The sequence below is a fragment of the Embleya sp. NPDC055664 genome (assembly GCF_053618075.1).
Map to the genome: position 1 here is coordinate 177,321 of NZ_JBSHGZ010000018.1, position 22,803 is coordinate 200,123.

Genomic DNA, 22,803 nt, shown 5'->3' on the forward strand with positions numbered 1-22,803 from the left:
CGCTCCCCACGAACCGGGCGTCCCCCACGGAAAAGAGGAGGAAGGATGACCGCGCCCACGCAGGGCTTCGAGCCCGCCGAGCCGCCCGACGACGCGCCGCCGGACCTGCACGCGCTCGGTGCCGCGCTCGGCCCCGAACTCGCCGGGGCCTGCGCACTGGACGGCGCCCTCCAGGTCTGGTTCGTCACCGCCGGCATGGTGGACGTGTTCGCCACCACCCGGGAGGAGGGCGGGCGTTGGCAGTTCCTGTGCCGGGTGGGGGCCGGGACGGTGCTGTGCGGGGCGCCGGCCGGCGGTACCGCGATGTTGGGCAAACCGCTGCCCGGCGGGACGGTGCGGGCCGCGCCGCTGGCCGACGTACTGGCCGCCGCCGCGGCCGACGCGGCGTTCGCGGGCCGCTTCGCGGCGGGCCTGGACCGGGGCCTGGGCGCGCTGGCCGACGCGGTCCGGATGGGCCTGCCGCCGCGTACCTTCACCGCCCTGGAAGCGGGCGAGGGCGCCGAGTTGCCCGCCGACGGCGCGGCCCGCTCGGTCGCCGGCACGCTGTGGGTGCGCGTGTTGTCCGGGTCGGTGACCATCGGCGGGCCGGACGAGGCCGACGGGGACGCCCCGGCCGACGACATCCCCGACGCGGGCGCCACGGTCGGCTTCGGCGGCCGGCTGGCGATCGGCGCGGCCGACTGGCTGTACTCGGTCGGCGGCGCGCTCGTGCACGTCGTCCGCACCCTGGACGTGCTCACCGAGGCCCCGTTCGCCAACGACCTCGCCCACCACCAGCACACCCTGATGCAGCGCGTGGACGAACGCCTGCGCGGCCGGCGCGGCAACGCCTGCCGGGAGCTGGACGCGCGCCGCGAGGTCGATGCCGACGCGCTGCGCCGCTCCTCGCGCGCCCTCGGCGCGGTCCTGGACCCCTACCGGCCGGTGCACCGAGTCGGCCTGGACGCGGCCGACCAGGACGACTACCTCGCGGTGGCCCGGGTGGTCGGGCAGGCGAGCGGGGTGACGATCACCCGGGGCGGCACCTCGGAGGCCGCCGACGCCCGGCTGGACCCGCTGGAGCGGATCGCCGTCTCCTCCGGCTTCCGGGTGCGCGACGTGGCGCTCACGGGTCGCTGGTGGCGTACCGACTCCGGCCCGCTGGTCGGGCACATCCGCCCGGCGGACGGGGACCCCGACGCCCGCCGTCCGGTGGCCCTGATGTGGCGGCGTCGGCGCTATCACGTGCTCGACCCCACCGGCACCGACTGGACGCCGGTGGACCGCGCCCGGGCGGCCCGCCTGGAGCACCGGGCAACCATGTTCTATCCGGCCCTGCCCGAACGCCCCGGCGGCGCCCGCACCCTGCTGCGCTTCGGCCTGCGCGGCAGCACGGTCGACGTGCTCGTGCTGTTCGCCTGCGGCCTGGGCGCCGCGCTGCTCGGGCTGGCGGTACCGGTGTTGACGGGGAAGGTGCTCGGCGTGTTCGTTCCGCAGGGCGACCGGGTCCTGGTCACCCAGATGTGCGTGGTGCTGCTCGCCTCCGCGCTCTTGGCGGCGGTGTTGTCCGCGGTGCAGAACCTCTCGCTGCTGCGGGTCGAGGGGCGGTTCGAGGCGATCGCCCAGGCCGCCGTGTGGGATCGGCTGTTGCGCCTGCCCACCGGGTTCTTCGCGTCCGTCTCCTCCGGGTCGTTGAGCAGCGCCGCGCTGGGCATCAGCGCGCTGCGCGAGATCCTCAGCGGGGTCACCGCGCTGTTCGTGCCGGCGTGTCTGATCTTCCTGGTCAACCTGGGCCTGCTGTTCTTCTACAGCGTGCCGCTGGCGCTGCTCGCCCTGCTGCTCGCCGCCCTGGGCGGCGCGGTGTGCGCGGTCGCCGGGCTGCGCCAGATGCGCCGCCAGCGCGAACTGATGGCCGAGGAGCACGAGTTGTCCGGCCGGATGTTCCAACTGCTCATCGGGCTGCCCAAACTGCGGGTGGCGGCGGCCGAGGACCGGGCCTTCGCGTTCTGGGCGATGGGCTTCGCCCGCAGCCGGGCGTTGTCGGTGCGCACCCGGCGGCTGCAGAACACGGTCACGGTGTTCAACTCGGGCTATCTGCTGCTGTGCACGCTGCTCCTGTTCGCGATGGTCTCCGGCCCCGCCGACGGGGAGTTGGACGTCGGCGGGTTCCTGTCGTTCAGCGTGGCCTACGCCCTGATGCTCGGCTCGATGCTGCAGATGACCGCGAGCATCACGATGATGGCGGCGGCGGTACCGCTGTTCGAGGGGGTGCAGCCGGTGCTCGCCGAGTTGCCCGAGGTGCTGGAGTCCAAGCAGCCGCCGGGCGATCTGTACGGCGGCATCGAGGTCAGCCGGCTGTCCTTCCGCTACGCGCCGGACGCCCCACCGGTGCTGGACGACGTGAACCTGCGGGCCCGGCCCGGGGAGTTCGTCGCCATCGTCGGGCCCACCGGCTGCGGCAAGTCCACCCTGCTGCGGCTGCTGATCGGCTTCGAGCAGCCGACCACCGGCTCGGTGCTCTACGACGGCCAGGACCTCGCGTCGCTGGACGTGGCGGCGGTGCGGCGGCAGTTCGGCGTGGTGTTGCAGAACGGGCAACTGTTCGCCGGCAGCGTGCTCCACAACATCTGCGGACTGCGCAACTACACCCTGGACGAGGCCTGGGAGGCGGCCGAGATGGCCGGACTGGACCAGGACCTGGGCCGGATGCCGATGGGCATGCACACCGTGCTCTCCGACGGCGCGGTGACCCTGTCGGCCGGCCAGCGGCAACGGCTGATGATCGCCCGGGCGTTGATCGGCCGGCCGCGCATCCTGTTCTTCGACGAGGCGACCAGCGCGCTGGACAACCGCACCCAGGAGGTGGTCACCCAGAGCACTCGGCGGCTGAACGCCACCCGGATCATCATCGCGCACCGGTTGTCGACGGTGATGCAGGCCGATCGCATCGTGGTGCTCGACGCCGGGCGCGTGGTCCAGTCCGGGCCGCCGGACCAGTTGCTTGCCGACGAGGACGGTCTGTTCCACCAGCTCGTCCAGCGTCAGATGACGTGAGGCCGCGGGCGGTGGGTTCACCGCCACGGCACCCGACCACGCCCGCGAGTTCGGCCGCTATCGCACCCAGGAGGCCCCCGTGCCCGGATCGCCCCTCCACTCCGGTCCACCAGGATCACCCGGACCGCTCGGATCACCCGTCCACGCCCGGCCGCCCGGCCCCGCCGACGACCTCGACCTGGCCGACATCCGGGTCGACCCGCTCGCCTTCCTCACCACGCTCGCCGCCGAGTTCGGCGACCTGTGCAGCCATCGCACGCGCGGCGAGGTGGTGTGGTTCGTCAATCGCCCCGACCTGGTCCGGCACATCCTCAAGGACAACTACACCGCGTGGACGAAGGCCGGCACCCCGGACGACTTCATGCTCACCCCGCTGCTCGGCAAGGGCCTGCTGACCAGCGACGGCCCCGCCTGGGAGCGGCAACGGCGGTTGTGCGCGCCGGCGTTTCGGCCGCGTCGGGTGGAGGAGTTCGACACGCTGATGACCGACGCGGCCGTGGACCTGGCCGACGCGTGGGAGCGGGCCGCCGAGGAGGGGCGGACCATCCGCGTCGACCACGACTTCACCGCACTCACTCTGCGGATCGTCGCGGACGCGCTGCTCGGCGCCGATCTGGCCGCGGCGGGACAGGGGTTCGGCCGTGCGGTGGACGACATCAACCGCTTCATCGGCCACTTCGACGGCGAACCGGGCACGCCGACCGTCGCGGACGCGGACCTGGCGCTGCTGCGCCGGCGGTACACCGCCGCGCAGACCTTCCTGGCCCGCGTCGTCGGCATGCTCGTCGCCGCCCGGCGCTACACCGGCCCGCCGACGGATCGGCCCGCCGACCTGCTCGACGCGATGCTCGGCGCCCGGGACGCGCACGGGGACGCGCTGAGCGACCGCGAACTGCACGACCAGGTGCTGACCATGGTGATGGCCGGGCACGAGACCACGGCCAAGGCGCTGAGTTGGACCGTGCACCTGCTCGACCGCCATCCGGACGCCGCGGCGGCGGTCCGAGCCGAGTTGGCCGAGGTACTGGCCGGCCGGCCGCCCCGGGCCGCGGACCTGCCCCGCCTGGAGCTGACCCGGCGCTGCCTGGAGGAGGCGATCCGGCTGTATCCGCCGGTGTGGCTGATCTCCCGGCGGGCCGCGGCCGACGACGTGCTCGACGGCCGCCACGTGCCCGAGGGCACCCTCGTGTGCATCAGCCCGTGGACCCTGCACCGGCACCCCGCGGTGTGGGAGGACCCCGAACTCTTCCGCCCGGAACGCTTCACCGCGACCGCCCGGGTGGCCCGGCCCGCGCACGCCTACGTACCGTTCGGCGGCGGGCCCCGGGTGTGCATCGGCCAGTCGTTCGCCCTGACCGAGGCGGTCCTGGTGCTGGCCACGGTGTTGCAGCGGCTGGAGTTGCGCGGCGTGGCCGGGCATCCGGTGGTGCCCGAGGCGCTGGTGACCCTGCGGCCCAGGGACGGCCTGCTGATGACCGCACACCCGCTCACCACCGGTGGTCGGCCGTGATCGGCCCGGCCCGCCCCGGGGGCAGCTATCGGCCGCAGGCCGAACTCGGCGGGGTGCCGGCCGAGGTGCGCCGGTTGGAGATCCAGGCCGAGCTGAGCTGGGCACACGAGTGGCGGGTGTTGCGGGACACGGCCCCCACGGTCGCCGGCGCGGTGCTGGACGCCGGTTGCGGAACCGGGGCGGTCACCCGCCGACTGCGCGCCGAACTGGCCGATCCAAGAACCCGGTTGGTGGGTCTGGACGCGGACGAGCGGCTGCTGGCGGTGGCCCGGGCCGAGGCGCCCGAGGCGGGGATCGACTACGTGGCGGGCGATCTGGCCGAACCACCGCTGCCGGCGGACTCGTTCGACCTGGTGCTGGCCCGCTATGTGTTCCAGCACCTGGCCGACCCGGTAGGCGCCGCCCGGGCACTGGCCGCGCTGCTGCGGCCCGGCGGCGTGCTGGCCGTGATCGACGTGGACGCCGGGCTGTGGGGCTGCGCGGACCCGGACCTGTCGGCCCTGTCCGCCGACGCCTACCGCGCGCTCGGCACCGCCCAGGCCGCCGACGGCGGGGATCGCCTGGTGGCCCGCCGGCTGCCCCGGATCCTGCGCCGCGCGGGCCTGACCGGGATCACCGTGCGCCCGTTCGCGTACACCAGCGACGAGGTCGGCGGCGCGGCCGCGCTCGCCCCGCAGTTGTCCCCCGAGCGCCTGCTTCCGCTGGTCGAGCGGGGCGCGCTGGGCCTGGGGACCTACGCCCGGGCGATGGCAGCGTGGGAGCGCTTCGTCGCCGCCGACGGCTTCACCCTGCTCCTCGGCTTCGCGGTGGTCGGCCGAATACCCACGTCGTAAGGGAGGTTCGCCCTGCGGGGGCGTCGGGTGACGCGCGTCACCGTCACTGCGTCGAGGCCAGTCTCGTGGACAGCGCGGTGCGGCCCGAGATGCCCAACTTCCGGTAGACGTGCGTCAGATGCACCTCCACCGTGCCGCGCGTGACGCACAACGACTCGGCGATCGCCCGGTTGGTGTGCCCCGCCGCGGCCAGTTCCGCGATCTGCCGCTCCGAGGGGGTCAGCGAGCCGGGGCCGGACAGGCTGGTCCGGCGCAACCGGCCGCCGCAGGCGAGCAGATCCTTGTGCGCCCGCTCCACCAGCAGATCCCAACCGCACTCCTGGGCCAGCCCCATGCCGCGCCGCAACGCCACGCGGGCCGCCGCCGGTTGACCGGCCAGCGCGTACACCCGGCCCGACTCGACCAGGGATTCCGCCAGTTGCAGCCGGGCACCGGAGTGCTCAAGGATCGCCACCGACTCCTCCAGGAGCCGGATGGCGCCGCGCGGACCCTCGATCCGCGCCCGGTGGCGCAACGCCTCGCCGATCGGGGCGGGCGCGCCCCAGCGGCGGGCGATCTCCAGGCCCTCCTCGAACAGCGGCGCCGCCTCGGCCCGCCGGTCCAGGTCCACCAGGGCCAGGCCGGCGCCGCCGCGCCAGTCGCTCAGCGCCGGGTTGACGATGCCCAGTTCGGTCAGCCGTCGGCCGCACTCGAGGTGGTCGGCCAGGGCCCCGCGCGGGTCCCCGGCCGCGTACCTACATCGGGCCCGCACACCCAGCGCGGTGGCCCGTGCGCGCGGCACGCCCAGGGCCCCGCGCAACATCGTGGTCGCCGCGTCGTACTGGCCCAACACCACCCGGATGCGCGCCAGTTGCACCCTGGTCAGCTGGGTGAGCGCGGACAGTTCGGGGCCGCGCGCGAGCCGGCCGGCGGTGCGTGCCTCGGCCAGCGCCTCGGCCAGGTTCCCGGCGCGCAGCGCGATGTCCGCGCACAGGCAGTGCGCGACCACGGTGGGCAGGCCGATCCGCGAGTGGGCCGGGCCGATCGGGATCGCCGCGGTCAGGCTGCCCGCCCACGTGCGGGCCTCGTCCAGCCGGCCGGCCCAGGCGAGCACCACCACGCTGCGCAGCAGGAGCAGCGCCGACGCGCTGCCCCGGGGCGGTTCGCCCGCCAGCGCGCGTTCGATCAGGTCCAGCGCGATGCCGCTGGGCTCGGCCCGGCATGCGCTGTCCGACGCGAACGCGGCGAGCAGTTCGCGCTCGCCCGCGGTGACCCCGGTGACCTCGGCGGCGGCGCGGTCGAGACCGGAGCGGGCCTCCCGGTCGGATCGGGCCTCGGCGGTCGGTCCGCCCAGGTGCGCGATGGCCCGCAGCCGCAGCCGCACGTCCGGGTCGGGGCAGTCCCGCTCGGCCACTTCGCCGAGCCGCGCCGCCGCGTCCCGGGCGGGCCGCATCACCGCCTCCACACTGTCCCCCTGGCGCAGCACCTGCGCGTGGCACAACTCCAGTACTGCTTCGGCCCGTTCGCCGGGATCGGTGAGCAGCCGCAGCGCCTCCTCCAGGTGCCGTGCGGCCGCCTCGGGCGCGGTGGGCACCTCGGCCCGGCCCAGCAACACGAGCAGGCGCGCCCGGTGTTCGGCGGCCGGGTCGTCGCGCAGCGCGCGCCGGGCGTATTCGGCGCAGCGCAACGTCGCGCCCGCCTCCAGCGCGGCCCGGCCCGCCTCGTAGAGCACGGCGCCCGCCCACGCGTGCTCGTCCACGTGCAACGTGTCGATCCGCAACAGGTGTTCGGCGACGCGCGTCGGCGGCGCGCCGTAGTCGCCGAGCCGGCGGGCGGCCCGCACATGCCGATCGCGCAGCAGCGTCTCGGGGATGGTGTCGTGCACGGCGTCGCGCAATTCGGGGGTGCGGAACGACAACCGGCCGCCCGGGGGTGTACCGCGCAGCACGCCGACCCGGACGAGTTCGGCCAGTGGCCCGTCCAGCCGGTCCGGCCCGGTGCCCAGCAGGTCGGCCACGATGTCCAGGTCGGCGCCGTCGCCGAACAGTGCGACCGTCTGCGCCAACGCCCGGACCCGCTCGGGTTGTCGGGCCAGGCGGGTGGTCACCGCCGCCGCCTCGATCCGGGCGGCGATCCGGCGGATGTGGTCGGCCCTGGTCTGCCGGGGCCGCCCGTCGAGGTGTACCCCGGAGCGGATCGGGCCCAACTCCGGCGGCAGTCCGGCCTGGAGCTGGGTGTCGATCAACCGGACCAGATACGCCGGCACCCCGCCGGTGACGTGATGACACAGGCGCACGAACGGATCGTCGGGGACTCGACCGGCGTAGGCGCGTTGCACCAACTCCCGTGCGCTGTGCACGGACAGCGGGCGCAGCGTGCTCTCGTGGCAGGCGGCCTGCGCGCCGATGTCGTCGAGCGCGTCGCGCGCGGGCAGGTCGTCGTCCACGCGCACGCCGAGCACCACGAGCAGCGGCAGTCGGGTCAATCGGCGCACCAGGTGCGCGAACCACCGCAGCGAGGCATCGTCCATCCATTGCGCGTGGTCGACGACGATCACGCGGGGGCAGCGCCGGACGGCCGGCAGCAGCACCTCGTACAACTCGTCGAACAGCGGCCGCCCGTGGTCCTCGGGCACGGTGTGCGGGAGCGCGCGGCGCAGTTCGTCGAACCGGTCGTCCCCGGCCGGCTGCGCCGCGTCGCCGAGTCCGGCGAGCAACTGGCGCAACGCGGCAAAGGGTTCGCGGGCGTCGCGGTGCTGGCACGAGACCAGCACGGGAGCGGCGCCCGCGCGGCGTTGGCGCTCGGTGAACTCGACGAGCAGTTCGCGGCACCACATTCCCGACGCGGTACGGATGATCACGGCCCGTCCGCCGGCTCCGGTCCGCGAGGCGCGTGCGTGCGCCAGCAGATCGGAAAGTTCGGATACCCGCTCCGGTTCCACTGAAGCGACCCCTTCCCCCCAGCGCGGCCCGCACCGCGACACCCTGCGGGGAGACCGGGCAGCCCGATTGTCGTCGGGAACGCCGCCGACGGCTCCCCGCGGGGCCGCAGCGGTAGGACACGTACGTTCTCGACCACCGTCCCCCCGGGGTCGGCCGTGCGCTTGCGGTTCCGTTCCTGCCGCGCGGGCCCCCCGGTCCGACGCGGTGCACGGCGGCCCGAAATCGGGATGTGGGGCACGCCGATCAACTGTGTCTCCAGCAGCGGGTTCCTTGTTACGCCATTGCGGTGGCGTGCCACAAGACCCGATCTCCAACTCTACGCAAGGATCTTGTGACCGTCCGTTGAACGCATTTCAACACGATCCGACACGGCGTAAAACCCGCCGATCCGGGCCGAAATCGCCCCTTGACGCCGGGAATTGGGGCCACTCGGTTCGGCGATTCCCGTGACTGCGCCCGCCATCGGTTCCATGATGCGAATGCACCTGGTTTTGCACGAACGGCAAAACCGTCCGTGGTCGCGCCATCCGGGGCAGTGATCGGACGGAAGCGGGAAGGTGATGACGATGCGTGCCGGCAACGGGGATGCGGCGGACTCGTTCGGGTCGGTGACCTGGGTGAAGAGCAGTGCGAGTACGGCCGAGGGCAATTGTGTGGAGGTGGCGCTGCTGCCCGGCGGCGCGATCGCGGTCCGCGACTCGCGGCGGGCACGGGGACCGGCTCTGGTCTACTCCCGGGCGAGCCTCGCCGGCTTCGTCGCGAACCCCGGACTCCGGGGGTGCGCCGGGCCCATCGACTGACCCGGACCGCGACGCGGTCGCCCAACCGACCCGGGGACCGCGGCGCGGTCGCCCAATCGACGGACACGCGGGATCCCGTCTCGGGATAATGGCGGACGTCCGTCTGCCCCTTGGAGTTCCCATGTCCGCCGAACACCCGGCCCGCGCACCGTCGATCGCACCCGTGGTGTCCCTCACCCAGCAGACCAGTCCGGCCGCAGCCGTCAAGGTGCTCGGCGCGACGCTGCGCAAGTTGCGGCTGGACAACGGCCGGGGGCTGAAGGACGCGGCCGAGGCGATCCGGGCGTCGATGTCCAAGATCAGCCGACTGGAGCGCGGCGAGAGCCCGCCGCGTCCCCGGGACGTCTTCGATCTGGTCCGCTACTACGGGGTCCGGGACGAGGAATCCCTGTCCGAGATAGAGGAGTTGCTGAAGAAGGCGCTGGAGCGCGCCTGGTGGAGCCACTACAGCGACGTGATGCCGGGCTGGCTGGCCCGGTTGATCGGGATGGAGGACTCGGCGACCAAGATCGACACCTACGAGGTGCACGTGGTGCCGGGCCTGCTCCAAGTGCCCGAGTACATCCGCGCCGTGGTGCGCTCGGGGCTGCCCCGTGCCGCGCCCGAGGAGGTCGAGCGCCGCATCGAACTGCGGCTCCAGCGCCAGGCGTTGCTCGCGGACGAGCATCGCCCGGATCTGACCGCGCTGTTGGACGAGGGCATCCTGCGCCGACCTGTCGGGGGTCCGGCGGTGATGGCAGCGCAGATGCGGCACCTGTTGGCCGAGTCGGCGCGGGAGCGGATCAACATCCGCGTGGTGCGCTTCGATCGCGCCGCCGGTGTCGCCCCGCCGTCGCCGATGACGTATCTCCGCTTCGCCTCGGGCGGGCCGAGCGAGATGATCTACCTGGAGCAGGCCAACAGCGCGACGTACCTGAGCAGGCGCGCGGACATCGACGCCTATCGGGAGATCCTGCTGCGCCTGTGGGCGGCGGCCGAGAATCGGGCCTCCAGCGAGCGTATGTTGCGCGACACCGAACGCCACTTCACCGCGGCCGCCGAGAGCTGACCCGCCGGATCGCGCCCCGCCGGGGCACCCGGGTCAGGGTACCCGGGCCAGGCCGCCGTACTCGATCCACTCGTCGGTCTGTTGGCGCGCGGCGACCTGCGAGTCGGGGCGCCAGGTGGACACCTCCACCAGCCCGGGTTCGAGCACGGTCAGCCCGGTGAAGTAGTCGTTCACCTGGGCACGGTCGCGCACCCGACCCCAGTTGCCGCCGGTGGCCTGGTCCATGAAGTCGCTCACCCCGTCCCGGATCGCCGGGTCCTCGCTGACCAGTTGGCAGATCACCATGAAGCTGCCCGGGGGCAGCCGGTCGGCGACCCGGCGAATCATCGCCCCGGGCTCGGCGGACTCGGGCAGGCAGTGCAGGACCGAGACGAACAGCGCCGCGACCGGTTCGTCGAGCCGGATCAGCCGCTCGACCTCGGGGCGCCCGAAGATGCCGTCGGTATCGGTCATGTCGGCCTGGACGACGGCGGTGTTCTCGTTCTCCTCCAGCAACATCCGCCCGTGCGCGAGCACGATGGGGTCGTTGTCGACGTAGACCACCCGGGACGCGGGGTCCACGCGCTGCGCCACCTGATGAACGTTGTCCCGGGTGGGCAGCCCGGATCCGTGGTCCAGAAACTGCCGTACGCCGTACTCGGCGGCCAGCACCCGGACCACGCGGCGCAGGAACGCCCGGTTGTTCAGCGCCAGTTCGCGCGTACTGGGGACGATCTTGAGCAGTTCCTCGCAAGCCGCGCGATCGGCCGGGTAGTTGTCGGTGCCACCGAGATACCAGTCGTACATCCGTGCGGCACTCGGTGTGTCCACGTCGATCTCGGCCATCGGTCCGTCCGCGTTCCCCATCGCGCCCCCTCGTGCGTCCACGCTCGCCGGAACCCACCGCGGTCTTCCGGTCGCCGCCCGTGCGCGGACCAATGCTAGATGCGTGACGTGCGCCGGGGCAGGCACTCGGGTCGGGAAGTCGGTGGTCCGCACCCGGCGCGAAACGGCACGGTGGGGGAAAAGCGGGTCGCGCGGCACGGGTTGCGCACGACCCGCACGCCCTCATCCGCCGCCCGGGCCGTCGGGACCGCGGGCGTGGATCGGGGCGTCGCGGCCGTCCGGACGCGGCGCGGCGTCGGGACGGCGTTCGAGGGTCCTGACCACGGCGGTGGGCAGGCTGCGCTCGGCCAGGACCAGTTGGGCGGCCACCTCGGGCGGATCGGTGCCCATCAGGTCGGCCGCGGCGGTCAGGGTCATGCCGAGCCGGTAGTGCAGCACCACCGCGTCCGCCTGCGGCCACGGCAGGGCGTCGTACAGGGTGCCCCGGGCGGGGGTGTGCGAGGCGGTGACGGCGCGGCCCAGGATGCGCCAGGCCCCGGCGGTCGGGTTGGGCCCGCGCAGCATGTCGGCCCAGGTGCCGGCGAGTTCGGCCACGGCCGACCGCACGGCCCGCTCACCGCGGACGGGATCGCCCACCCGGTGCCGGGCGTACTGCGCCCACCGCGCCCGATGCAGCAGACAGAACGCGGCGAAGTCGATCGGCGCCCCGGCCGATCCACCGGGCCCGACCGGCTCCCCATCGGCGCGATCCGGCTCCGGCTCGACGGCCGTCGGCGCCACCGGGCGCCGCGCGGCGGATATCGGCGCCGGCGGCCGGGTCCGGACGGCCGCGAGCGCCGGCGCGCCCCGGTCAGCCGACATCGCCGTCGCCGATGTGCGTCCCGGTCACCGGGTCCGAGCGCCACCCGGCCCCCGGCAGGGCGGCGAACGGCAGTCCTCCGGGCGGGAATCCGGCGTCGCCGAGGCGGATCAGCACGCCGTAGTGCACCTGCTTCCACAACCGCCGGATCACGTCCGGATGCGTGCCCAGTCGCTCCACCAGCAGCTCGGCGCCGGCCCGGTCCGGGATCAGTTCACCGGCCAGGACCCGCTCGACCGTGCCGGGGCACAACGGATCGCCGCCGATCCGATCCGGCGCGGGTCGCCCGGCGGCCAGCCACAGGCCGCGCACCATCGCGGTCAACAACGCGGCCAGGGCCGGCAGTTCGCGCCGGATGCCGTGGTCGACCCCGCGCGAGCACTCCCACAGGGCACGCAGCTCCGCCGCCTCGCCGCCCAGCTTCCCGGCCAACGTCTCCACCACCGGCCAGGACGCGAACACCTCCCCGGCCAGGATTCGGGCCAGGAACTCCTCACTGATCCCGGCCTGCCAGGCCAGGTCCGCGACGGTGACCCCGGCGGTACGGCGCAGTTCGCGCAACGCCGCCGCCAGCCGCTCGCCGGCGTGCTGGGACGCCGACAGGTCCGCGTCCCCACGCGCGTCGTCGCCCGGATGCGACCGGGCCCCCAGACGCGCGGCCAACTGCGCGGACCACTCCGGGCGCAGCCGTACCGCCGTGCCTGGCCGGGCCTCCCCCACCACGGCGCGATATCGTTGGGTCTCCCCGCTCAGCCGGTCCGCGTAGGCCAGCCGGACCCGCAACGGCTCACGCGTACGTTCGGCCTCCTCCAGCGCGCAGGCCACCCGACGCAGAATCGCCACGATGCCCGCCTCCAACCCCCGAGGGTCGGCAGCCGGCGGCGTCTCCCGCTCCCGCGCCGTGCGCGCCCGCCGCCGGCAACCGGGGGCGCAGTAGCGCCGCTTGCGGTCACCCGTGTCGCGCCGCGCGAAGCGTCGACCGCACGCGGCGCACGTGGTGATGCCCCTGCGGGCGTTCATCCCGTGTCTCTCCCTCCGGTCCCGGGCGTGGCCCCGGAGCCGGCCGGCCGCCGTCCCCGCCTGCCGAATGCTTTCCCCGAACGGAAAGCAGGGAATGCCGTTCTCGGGAATCGCCGGAGATCGTCCGAAACTCCTCCGGCGGATAAGTCGTCCACCATGTCGATTCCTTGATCGTTGTTCCCTCGCGGCCCCGGGGCGACGACCGTCGATCCGGATCGTCCGACGCTCCGGAAGCTACCCCTAGAGTTTCCGAAACGCCAAGGAATCCCAAGAAATGCAAATGCACGGCCGCGCACCCCGACGCCGCGAAGCCCCCCTCGAACCCCGTCGAATCCGCCGACAACGATCCCACAGTGCCCAAAGAAGCGCAGGTCGCGCCGCACAACCCGACCACGACCGGGAGCAACCCGATCGGAAGACGTCACCACGCAGGAACGTCCCGTTTTCTCCGATCCACCGCCCCAAAGCCCACCCCGACCACGAATCCACCCCTGCGAGTGACACCCATGCAATTGCATATGCAAAGGAATCACCCATCGCCCCCACCAAAAAAATGCCCCACCGAATCAGCACGCCCGACACCGTCGCCACACAATCCCCATCACGCACGAACACCGGCCAACATGCGAACTCCCCAACCTGCCAGGTGACCGGTCCGGGGGAACCGATGTCGTCGGTCCCCCACGACGCAACGTCGCCCGGTCCGGGGCGGCAGCACCTCAAGCCCGGCCGACAACACACGGCCTCGTCGGATGGCGTGCATGGCGTCGGTGATCGCGCAGCGGCCACCCGACCGATCGCTGTCGACCACATACGAGCCGACCGGCCGTCGGCGGACAAGGTCGCGCATGAAGGTCGCCGAACGTCGGAGGCGCTTCCGAACCGCCGTCGCCGGTACGGCGACCGCACCCCCGCCGAGAAGATCGGCGATGTCGGCGATACGCATCAACGATGTAGGGCCGGGTGGGGACGCCGCAGCCGAGGTCGAGGATGCGACGCGCGAACGCCTGCGAGTTCCGCACGACGGCCCCGGCGGAGAGCGCGACGTGGAGAACGGCCGGGGCCGTCGGGTCATCCGGGTGGGTAGTTGCCGTCGCCGCCGGCCGGCCTGTCGAACACACGGGCGTCGGCGCCACGACCAATGCCGGACACGGCCGGCTCGTCCGGAGTCGCAGGACCGCGCTCCGGGTCCGCGCCAAGGAGTGCCCGCGGTCGGCACGTGGCGCAGCGACGCGGCGCAGATGTCCGCCAGGCCGTCGCGGTCGAATCCGATGCGGGTGCCGTTCGGGCCGGGGCGGCGTCCGGGTCACCGGCGGACGGGGCTGTTGTAACACTGTCCTTCGGAGCGACCTCTGATGGCTGTGACCAGGGCAAACGTGGTGTCGTCGGAGTGTCGGGTGGGGTGGTTCGAGGTGGTTCTCGTTCCTTCTCGTGACCTTGTCACCGGTCTGCGACAGCGGCGTCGTGGTGCGACGACCGGGGTATCGCCCGGCCCGGCGGCCCCGCCATGGTGGTTGGGCAGGCACCGAGGAGCCGAGAGTGCTTCGGCTTCAACCACCAGCTATCAAGGGGTCGTTCATGTTCCGCAACCGTCGCACCGCCCTCCTCGTTTCCGCGGCCGTCCTCGGCGGCGCGATGTCGATGACGGCGTGCCAGGGATCGGACTCGAACTCGAACGCGGGGGCCGCGCAGGGCTCCTCGCCCGTCGCCCCGCCCGGGGCCTCGACCACCGGCGGCAACGCAGGCGGCAACCCGGGAGGCAGTGGAGGTGGTGGCGGGAGCGAACCCGCCGGGAAGAGCTCCCTCGCGAAGGACTCCGCCGGGAAGAGTTCCACCGGACAGGGCACGACCGCCGCCGGCGGAGGCGGCGGAGCCGGTGACAACACCTCGATCGGCAAGTGCCGCACCGACGACCTGCGGGCCACCGCCCAGGACGCCACCATCAGCGGCGACGACGCACTCACCGTCGCCGTGACGTTCAAGAACATCGGCCACAACTGCACGATGTCCGGCTTCGCCGGCGTCGACCTCCAAACCACCAATGGACCCCTGTCCGCCAAACGCATCGGCGCCCCGGCAGACCCGTTCACCCTCAAGAGCGACACCTCCGTGTCCTTCGGCATCACCTACCCCAGCGGCGCCACCGGCCCCTACGGCGTCAAGATCACCGGCATCGAGGTCACCCCGCCCGGAGAAACCAAGACCATCACCCTGAACTGGCCCGGCACCCCCACCCTGCCCGTCATCGACGGCGCCGGCTCCCCCGTCGACGTCGGCCCCATCGGCAGCGCCGGCCAAGGCAACTGACCCCCCACGATGCGCCGGACCGGTGAAGACCTCGGGCAGCGATGCCGAACAGGACATCGACGTCCGAGGTCTTCGTCCGTCGACCCGATCCGCCCGTGGAGCCCAGCCGGGCGGGTCGGCACGTGCTCGGTCTCGAAGACGGCGAAGTCCACGTACCGGCCGCCTGCGATGCCCTGGACGACGCGTGGCCTCGGCCATCTCCTCGATGGCGCGTTCGTACCGCCCGGCCTTGCTCGGCGCCGTGCCGATCCACAATCGGGCCCGATCCTGGTCGCGCTCGCCCAACCTGCCATCACTCGCTGGGAGTTCGTACACGGGGGCGAACTCCTCCAGACGTCCGGTCATCTCGGCGAACGACGGCGACGGACGTGTCCACCACTGCTTCGCGCAAACCGCGGTGCGTCCCCCGGCCTCGTGGCCGAGGAGACGAACTCGAGCTCCAGCGGCTGCCGCCGAAGGTGGTGTTGATGACGGGCATGCCGTGGGCATCGCGCCCCGCGAAGGTGCTGCAACGAGTTGGCGAGCCTGAACAGGCGGACGGGCTGCCCAGCGCGGGCACCGTGCCGAAGGCATGAACTCCGTTGCCACCATTGCGCATTGCCACGTAGCCCGCACCGTCGGCGGTGACGGCCACGGATGATACGTCCGTGGCGGCATGCGCTGTGGATGCCGTGAACAGGCTGAGCGTGCTCGGCATTGCGGTGCAGACGAGGGTCGACGCCCAGGCTCGCCATCGACTGCGCGGCCGTGGTTGCCGGCGCCCGACATGGGACGGAGACGGGGCTTGGATTCTCGTCGCTCTTCCGCTTCTCCGCAGTTTGCCTGCGAGAAGCCACGAACGATCGAATGACAGCGAACCGGAAGGTCGGATTCTCTCTCCTGACAACGATTCTCATCGCTTCGACGAACATCCCGACTATTCCGCCCTCGCACGCTCCAGGCGAGTAATGTCGCACCCAGGGGCATTCTCCGGATCCGGAGCGTGGGGGGGCGATGGGGTGTGCGTTGTAATTCGTGTGGTCACGAGAATCCCGAGGGAGCAGATTTCTGCGGTAGTTGCGGTCTACAGATAAAGCGCGCGGACTACGTGCCACCGCAGCCGGCGGACCGAAACGACACCGCGACTCCGTCCGTGCGAATGCCCACCCGCCAGGCGGCCCCGCCGCCCGCCGCGCGCGTGGTCCATCACCGACCCCGGCAACCCGCCGGCACACCGAGCGGAACGAGCACACCGAGCACACCGAGCGCAACGGCGGATGAGGCAACACGCTACCTGTGCGCAGCCGTTCACCTGGACAGCAAGCTGGCCGAGAAACTCGTCGAGGATGTCCTCGAGGAGCCGCTCCGTGCGGTGGTGCGTTCCCCGGGTGTGGACCTCGTCGCGGTCATGAAGCACGCCATCGCCGCTCGTGCCCGGCATCTGACCCGCGACGCGGCCCTGGCCGTATTGCTGATCCTGGCCATCGTGAATTTCGCGACCGTCGGAGCAGTCGCGGGCATGCTCGTGGTCGTGGCGTCCTGGGCCGTGGTCGTCGCCGAGGCGTACGTCACCCGCTGGGGAGCCCTCGCGCAAACGCTGCGGCGCGGGACGTTCGACGCCTCCCGAGCGCCCGATCCACAACTCCAGGTGACGCGGGACCAGATCGACCTGGTCGCCACCTACGCGGCCGGCAACGTGAGCACGTACAGCGGATTCGACCCGTTCCTCGGTCACGGATGGACGTTGGACAGTTGGTCGTTCGCCCTGGACACGACGGTGGCGCGCGACGAGGATCCCGTCGGCTCCTTCACGGCCTCCGAGCTGCGCGAAAGGCTCACATCCCGGATCGCGCTTCTCGACCTTCCCGGGCTGAGCGTGCACGACCGGCTGTTCATCAACGGTGCCGACATCCACCACGACAGCCGGTTCCTGACCGGCCGGAACCCGCGCCCGGTCGACCGCGTCTCCGACGCGGTCGTCGCATACCTCACCGAGCATCCCGAGGATCGGGCCCGCCCCTATCTGGTGGTGGAGATCGTCGGCTGGGGCGGGCAGCTCGTGTACACGCTCTTCCTGCGGGTGACCGTCGGTTCCTCACATCTGTTCGTCGAGGTGAACCACTCCCTGCTGCCGCCTCTGGACTGGCGCTACTACGAGATCGACGACCTGCTGCTGCATCCCACGTTCGGAGAGTTCGCGCGGCTCGTCGTGGCCAGTGGATTCCGCTGGTTCGGCCTGATGTTCCGCTGTATCCCACGCACCCTCAAGCAGGTCTTCGCGGGCCCTCGACGGCGTTGGAAGCAGGCTCGTCAACGGCGGATGGTCGCCAGGCGCTTCACCTTCAACCACGGCGCCCTGTTGAGCATCCGGCAGGAAGCCAGCGACCTGCGCTCCCGTGTCCCGAACCGTTTTCCCTCGCTGGGCCCCGTCCTCGACCCGATGCTGAGCCCGGTCATTCGAACAATCCTCCGACTCGGCCTCGACTCGGACGGGCTCCTGATCGGCTATCACCGATATTTCCAGAAACTTGATCAGGAAATGTATACGAAGGTCGTGGAAAAGAGGATCTTCGACACTCTCGTCGACTTCCTCGAAGAAAAGAACATCGACCCCGCAGAACTCAAGCGGCGCGCCGAGACGATCGTCAACAACAGCCTCACGGTGGGCGCCGGAGCCACCGTCACCGGGTCGGCATTCAGCGTCGGCCGAGGAGCCTCGGCCACCTCGAACGGAAAACCCTAGAAACCGCCCGACCCGAACCGCAACCAAATCCGATACGAAACGAGCGGAGTCGACATGAGCAAGGAAACAAACAAGGTCGATATCGGCGAGAACGCGAGCGTCAGCGAGTCCGCGATCGCCGTCGGCCACAAGGCCCGGGCGGAACAGACCACGACCACCGGATCGGCCACCCCGTCGACACCCCGGACCCCGGACGAGCTGCGGGCGGCGGTCGACGAACTCATCGTCCGCATTCGGGCGACCGAAACCACACTGCCCGACCGTGAACAAGCCCTCGCCGACGCCGAGGAACTGCGCCACGAACTCGCCCTGACCCCACCGAGTCGCGTGCGCCTGAAGCGAACCGCCACCTCATTGCGCGACGCCGTGGGCGGCGCCACCGCGTTGAGCGGAGCGATCGCGCTTGTCATCCAGGCGATCAACACCCTGTTCGCGTCCTGACCGACCGCCGAGGGGCGAACTCCGCTTCCACGGCACGGCATCGACTCCCCGAGAGGCGAGCCATCATGATCATGTGCGCCCACTGCGGGGCCGCCCTCTCGGCGGCGGCGCTGCGCTTTTGCACCGTCTGCGGCGGTGAGGTAGGCCCCTGGAACGCCGAAACGACCGCGCCGGCGAGCACCCCCGCGGACGCGGGGAATCGGCGCGTCCTCCTGGCGGTCCTGACCGTCCTCGGCGCGGCCGGCATCGCCGTCACGATTCTTCTGCTCCGGGAGATCGGTTCCGGCTCCGACACCACCACCGCGGCAACCACGACCTCCGAAGCCGCCATCGCCCCCGGAACTCGCACGCCGCTCCCGCCGACCCCGGTGTTCGTGCCGAGGACGGCAGCCGCCTCGTTCTCGACCGGCCGGTCCCCGAGCGCGTCGTTCTCACCTACGCGCCCGGCCCCGGCCGGCACAACCGCCCTCGCCCCGACCGGCACTCCGGCATCGGACCCGGCCACCGTCGTCGCCCGCTACTACGACGCGATCAACCGAGGCGACTACCCAACGGCCTGGACCCTCGGCGGCAGCAACCTCGGATCGACCTACGCCACGTTCGTCGCCGGCTTCTCGGACACCGTCAGCGACCGGCTGTCCGTCGACTCCGTCAGCGGCGACACCGTGCAGGTACGAGTCGCCGCACAGCGCACCGACGGCAGCGTCCACCTCTTCGCGGGGTCCTACACCATACGAAACGGCACCATCACCAAGGGCACCCTGCGCGCAACGGGCACCACGCGCCCGTGAACTCGCGCCGACCACGCTTGCGAATCGTCCGCGCGCGGCCGGCCTGGCCAGGACCTCCCACGGGCGGGCCACGCGTACACCACCACCGGGTTCCGCGCCTTCGCGCGGTGGTTCTTCGTCATTCGTGAGTCACGACGGCCCATCGCGGGCTAACGTGCCGGACACCAAGGACGTGGGGGTGGCGGATGAGGCCGGTCGACGATGCTCGAAGGCAGGAGCACGAGATCGAACAGATCGAGTTCGCGGAAGAGCGGGAGCGCCTCAGACTCTCGGGCATCGAGTCGCGCCGGGGCGTGGGGATGACTCCCGAGCTCGCCGCCTTCGTGACCGACGTAGCCGGGCGGCTGCCGACACGGAAGCTCGTATCACTGTTCCTGCACGTCGACACGCGCACGGAGAAGGCCGGCCTGTTCGGCCGCAAGACACACGTGGTGCGGGTCTTCGAGGAGGTCGGGAAGGGCTGGGAACTGGCCACGTTCGCACCGGAGACCGGCTCCGGCGAGCACCGCCTCGTACTGTCTCCGGATGGGCGTCTGCTCGAAGCGCGTAGGGTCGACGCCGCATTTCACCGCGGCATCCCCAAGGGAGGCGGGTTGACGTTGGTCCCGACGAGCGAGGACGTCATCGCCCTGACCCCGGATCTGCAATCGTTGTTCCTGGACTACCTGAACCCGCGAACCGCCACCTGAACACAACCTGCGTCGCGTCACGGAAAACCGCTTCCCCACGGTGCCGGTATCGAGATTCGCGACGTCCGAACCCCACCCGAGGTCCGATGGCTGTGCGAGGAGGTGTTCCGTGTCATCACCCTGCGATCCTTTACACGCCCCCGTCGGCGACGTCGGTGCGGCGCTCATGATGGTGGACTCTCGCCTCAAGAGCATCCACGGCGACCGGATCGACACCGATCCGGAGCAGCAGGAGTTGACGGACCGGTTCGTCGCGTCGCTGGGCCCCGAGGGAGCGGCGGCCGTGTTGGACGGCGCATGCACGCTCATCCTCCTCTTCATGGAGTGGTTGCGGGTCGCCTACGCGGAGCATGGCATGGACGCCATCGAACGTGTGGTGCCCAACCTCGTGGCCACGCTGCGCAGGATGCCCGTGAGCATCCGCCCCGAAGCCATCCCCACCATGGCCGGCCTGGTCGTCGCCGCGGGAACGGGCCTGAGCCCAAGTCTGTGGCGCGCACAGTACGGAAGCTGGACCGAGGACGAGATGACTCCCTTGGAGGCGACCGCCTTCCTGCTCGCGGCACACATCAATCACCTCACCGACGACCCCGACTTCGCCACCCGCATGGTCACCGACACCCTGTCCGCATGGGACCGCGACTAGAGCCTGTCTGACAAAACGATCATGGTTGTGGTTCGCGGAGCCACAGGATCAGTGAGGCCAGGACGACGCCCGCCGTGTAGCGGGCGGCGAGCTTGTCGTAGCGTGTCGCGATCGCCCGGAACTGCTTCAGGCGGGCGAAACACCGCTCCACGACGTTGCGTTCGCGGTACGCCTGCCGGTCGAACGCCGGCGGGCGCCCGCCGGCTCGACCCCGACGGCGACGATTCGCCCGCTGATCCGCCCGTTCGGGAATCACCACCCGCACCCCCGCCGCCCGCAACCGGGCACGGATCGCCCGCGAGGAGTACGCCCGATCCGCGATCACCCGGATCGGCCGCACCCGCGGCCGACCCGGACCGAGCCGCGGCACGCGAATCCCGGCGAGCACCGCGTCCAACGCCGGCGCGTCCCCCGTCTGCCCCGGGGTGACCACGATCGACAACGGCAACCCCCGCCCGTCCACCGCGAGATGCAGCTTGGTGGTCAACCCGCCCCGCGAACGGCCGAGTCCCTCGCGGCCCGCAGGCGTCGGGCGCGGCGCCGCACGCTCCATGCCGCCCGGTTCGTCCCCGTCCGCAGCCCCTTTTTGCGTGCTCCGGCCGCGTGTTGGTGCGCGCGGACGACGGTGGAGTCCACCGACACCGACCAGTCGACCCGGCCGACCGCGTCGTCCCGCACCCGCACGTGTTCGAGCAGCGCGGCCCACGTCCCGTCCGCCTCCCACCGCGAGTACCGCTCGTACAGCGTCTGCCAGGGCCCGTACCGCGCCGGAACATCCCGCCACGGAGCACCGGTGCGCAACCGCCACAACACCCCGTCGATCACCTGCCGATGATCCCGCCACGGCCGACCACGACCATCCACCACCGGCAACAACGGCTCGATCCGAACCCACGCCGCATCCGTCAACCCACCCCGAGACACCACAAGATCATTATCAGACACGCCTTAGGGCACCCGGGCGACGCCCCCATGCATGGGAACCTCCCAACCTCCCTGGTGGGCAGTTCGCAGGACGCCTCCCGGCCGTGCTTCCCAGGTCCCCTGTCGTGGGGCCCAGTGCGCCCCGGCTGACCGAAACCGCCGTTGTGCAAACCAGCGTTGAGCACCCAAGAAGGTGATGAACGACATCGCGGATTCATCGTATGACCCGTTGTCCGACGAACAGGGCGTCTCGTACGCTCCGCAAGCCGGCTCTCTTCGAGTCGGCGACAACCGCATGGTTCGAAGTCCAGGGGAAGCCGGTCGAAGTCCGGCGCTGACCCGCAACCGTAGGCGGTGACCGGCAGGCCACCGCGAGTCGGAACACCTGGATTCGTACGAGTTTGAGGCTCCAGCTGTCGTGGACTGCACGCTGAGGCCCGGATTTCACGTAAGGCGATGTCTTGTCGGTGGATACCGGGGGTGCGCGGTCCCGAGAGGAACATCGCTCGGCCCGGTCGGCGTCGCTCTCGCCGCTCGTGCCGACGCCCGTCGCCCGAAGGGATCCGCGCGTGAAGATTCGTGGAAACAAGGCTCGAATAGGTCGGCTGGTCGGGGCGCTCGCCCTGCTTGTGCTGCCCGCCACCGCCCAGATCACCGTGAACGCCCCGCCCGCCTACGCCATCGATCCCACCAAGGGCTCCGCCGGTGTCTGCCCGGATGCCAACGGGGTGACCGTGATCGTCGACTTCCAGGAACTCGGCGGGGCCACACTCACCCGCTGTGCGCCCGGCGACCAGGCCACGGGCTTGGCCGCGCTGAAGAACGCCGGCTTCCGGATCCAGGGCACCAACCGCTGGGGAGAGGCGTTCATCTGCCGGATCGAGGGCAAGCCCGGCGTGGACACCGAACCGTGCGTCAACACCCCGCCGGCATCCGCCTACTGGTCTTATTGGCACGCGCCCGACAACGGCACTTGGACCTACAGTTCGTGGGGCGCGAGCGCCCGCAAGCCTCCGCTGGGCAGCTTCGAGGGTTGGTCGTTCTCCAAGGACAAGACGACAAGCACCAACCCGCCGCCGCGCGTGACCCCGACGCGCCCGTAGCACCGGCCGAACCGCCGAAGACTCCGACGCAGCCTCGCCCTCGGTGTCGCGACCGCCGCGTTCGTTCCGACAGGATCACCGCCCGTGGGGGCACGCCGCCCGGGACGAACGCGGCACTAGGGCCTGTCTGACAAAACGATCATGGTTGTGGTTCGCGGAGCCACAGGATCAGCGAGGCCAGGACGACGCCCGCGCTGTAGCGGGCGGCGAGCTTGTCGTAGCGCGTCGCGACCGCGCGGAACTGCTTCAGGCGGGCGAAACACCGTTCCACGACGTTGCGTTCGCGGTACGCCTGTCGGTCGAACGCCGGCGGACGCCCGCCCGCAGGACC

General features: G+C 71.7%; 18 protein-coding genes and 1 riboswitch. Of the genes, 12 read left to right on the forward strand and 6 right to left on the reverse strand.

Annotated features, from left to right (window positions below; all coding sequences use genetic code 11):
- Positions 1-45 precede the first annotated feature (45 nt).
- From ACWGR4_RS26965 to ACWGR4_RS26975, 3 genes are all read left to right on the forward strand, one after another.
- Positions 46-3,033, forward strand: coding sequence for an NHLP bacteriocin export ABC transporter permease/ATPase subunit (locus ACWGR4_RS26965; protein ID WP_452132086.1), 2,988 nt, complete (start codon positions 46-48; stop codon positions 3,031-3,033).
- A 79-nt stretch (positions 3,034-3,112) separates the two neighbouring features.
- Complete coding sequence (locus ACWGR4_RS26970; protein WP_452132087.1) at positions 3,113-4,543, forward strand: cytochrome P450; 1,431 nt, start codon at positions 3,113-3,115, stop codon at positions 4,541-4,543.
- Positions 4,540-5,376: a class I SAM-dependent methyltransferase gene (locus ACWGR4_RS26975; protein ID WP_452132088.1), complete on the forward strand. Its 837-nt coding sequence runs from the start codon at positions 4,540-4,542 to the stop codon at positions 5,374-5,376. The genes ACWGR4_RS26970 and ACWGR4_RS26975 overlap by 4 nt, the downstream gene beginning before the upstream one ends.
- Positions 5,377-5,419: 43 nt before the next feature.
- On the opposite strand, the gene ACWGR4_RS26980 is transcribed toward ACWGR4_RS26975, so the two are convergent.
- Entirely contained in the window at positions 5,420-8,338 is a 2,919-nt protein-coding gene (locus tag ACWGR4_RS26980) for a LuxR C-terminal-related transcriptional regulator (RefSeq protein WP_452132089.1), read from the reverse strand.
- Positions 8,339-8,863: 525 nt separating this feature from the next.
- Here ACWGR4_RS26980 and ACWGR4_RS26985 point away from each other — a divergent pair.
- Positions 8,864-9,097 (forward strand): DUF397 domain-containing protein, encoded by a 234-nt coding sequence (locus ACWGR4_RS26985; protein ID WP_452132090.1) that lies wholly within the window; start codon positions 8,864-8,866, stop codon positions 9,095-9,097.
- A 121-nt stretch (positions 9,098-9,218) separates the two neighbouring features.
- Positions 9,219-10,145 carry a helix-turn-helix domain-containing protein gene (locus ACWGR4_RS26990; protein ID WP_452132091.1) on the forward strand — a complete coding sequence of 309 codons (927 nt, stop codon included), beginning with the start codon at positions 9,219-9,221 and terminating at the stop codon, positions 10,143-10,145.
- 33 nt (positions 10,146-10,178) lie between these two features.
- Here the strand turns inward: ACWGR4_RS26990 and ACWGR4_RS26995 are convergent, their stop codons facing one another.
- The 3 genes from ACWGR4_RS26995 to ACWGR4_RS27005 form a co-directional block, all read right to left on the reverse strand.
- Positions 10,179-10,991, reverse strand: a complete 813-nt coding sequence (locus ACWGR4_RS26995) for an SAM-dependent methyltransferase (RefSeq protein ID WP_452132092.1) — start codon at positions 10,989-10,991, stop codon at positions 10,179-10,181.
- Positions 10,992-11,192: 201 nt separating this feature from the next.
- Positions 11,193-11,831, reverse strand: coding sequence for a hypothetical protein (locus tag ACWGR4_RS27000; protein ID WP_452132093.1), 639 nt, complete (start codon positions 11,829-11,831; stop codon positions 11,193-11,195).
- Positions 11,821-12,849 carry a helix-turn-helix domain-containing protein gene (locus tag ACWGR4_RS27005; RefSeq protein WP_452132094.1) on the reverse strand — a complete coding sequence of 343 codons (1,029 nt, stop codon included), beginning with the start codon at positions 12,847-12,849 and terminating at the stop codon, positions 11,821-11,823. Before ACWGR4_RS27005 ends, ACWGR4_RS27000 begins: the two co-directional genes overlap by 11 nt.
- 1,578 nt (positions 12,850-14,427) lie before the next feature.
- Between ACWGR4_RS27005 and ACWGR4_RS27010 the strand changes: the two genes are divergently transcribed.
- The 6 genes from ACWGR4_RS27010 to ACWGR4_RS27035 all read left to right on the forward strand — a co-directional run bounded on the left by ACWGR4_RS27010 (position 14,428) and on the right by ACWGR4_RS27035 (position 20,445).
- Positions 14,428-15,156, forward strand: coding sequence for a DUF4232 domain-containing protein (locus tag ACWGR4_RS27010; RefSeq protein WP_452132095.1), 729 nt, complete (start codon positions 14,428-14,430; stop codon positions 15,154-15,156).
- A gap of 1,351 nt (positions 15,157-16,507) precedes the next feature.
- Entirely contained in the window at positions 16,508-17,878 is a 1,371-nt protein-coding gene (locus ACWGR4_RS27015) for a hypothetical protein (RefSeq protein WP_380000436.1), read from the forward strand.
- A 54-nt stretch (positions 17,879-17,932) separates the two neighbouring features.
- Positions 17,933-18,319, forward strand: a complete 387-nt coding sequence (locus ACWGR4_RS27020; RefSeq protein ID WP_452132096.1) for a DUF5955 family protein — start codon at positions 17,933-17,935, stop codon at positions 18,317-18,319.
- Positions 18,320-18,384: 65 nt separating this feature from the next.
- Positions 18,385-19,110, forward strand: coding sequence for a hypothetical protein (locus ACWGR4_RS27025; RefSeq protein ID WP_452132097.1), 726 nt, complete (start codon positions 18,385-18,387; stop codon positions 19,108-19,110).
- A gap of 185 nt (positions 19,111-19,295) precedes the next feature.
- Positions 19,296-19,799, forward strand: a complete 504-nt coding sequence (locus ACWGR4_RS27030) for a hypothetical protein (RefSeq protein WP_452132098.1) — start codon at positions 19,296-19,298, stop codon at positions 19,797-19,799.
- A gap of 109 nt (positions 19,800-19,908) precedes the next feature.
- Positions 19,909-20,445: a hypothetical protein gene (locus tag ACWGR4_RS27035; RefSeq protein ID WP_380000443.1), complete on the forward strand. Its 537-nt coding sequence runs from the start codon at positions 19,909-19,911 to the stop codon at positions 20,443-20,445.
- Between the two features lie 19 nt (positions 20,446-20,464).
- Here the strand turns inward: ACWGR4_RS27035 and ACWGR4_RS27040 are convergent.
- Positions 20,465-21,372, reverse strand: a protein-coding gene (locus ACWGR4_RS27040; protein WP_452132099.1) for an IS5 family transposase whose coding sequence is annotated in 2 segments (ribosomal slippage) — positions 20,465-21,024 and positions 21,024-21,372 — 909 coding nt in all. Because the reading frame shifts where the segments join, the coding sequence is not laid out codon by codon here.
- 250 nt (positions 21,373-21,622) lie between these two features.
- Positions 21,623-21,776: riboswitch (cobalamin riboswitch) on the forward strand.
- A 162-nt stretch (positions 21,777-21,938) separates the two neighbouring features.
- Between ACWGR4_RS27040 and ACWGR4_RS27045 the strand changes: the two genes are divergently transcribed.
- Complete coding sequence (locus ACWGR4_RS27045) at positions 21,939-22,472, forward strand: flagellar hook-length control protein FliK (protein WP_452132100.1); 534 nt, start codon at positions 21,939-21,941, stop codon at positions 22,470-22,472.
- A gap of 139 nt (positions 22,473-22,611) precedes the next feature.
- Here the strand turns inward: ACWGR4_RS27045 and ACWGR4_RS27050 are convergent.
- The coding region (locus ACWGR4_RS27050; protein ID WP_452132101.1) for a transposase at positions 22,612-22,803 on the reverse strand (192 nt) is incomplete at its 5' end.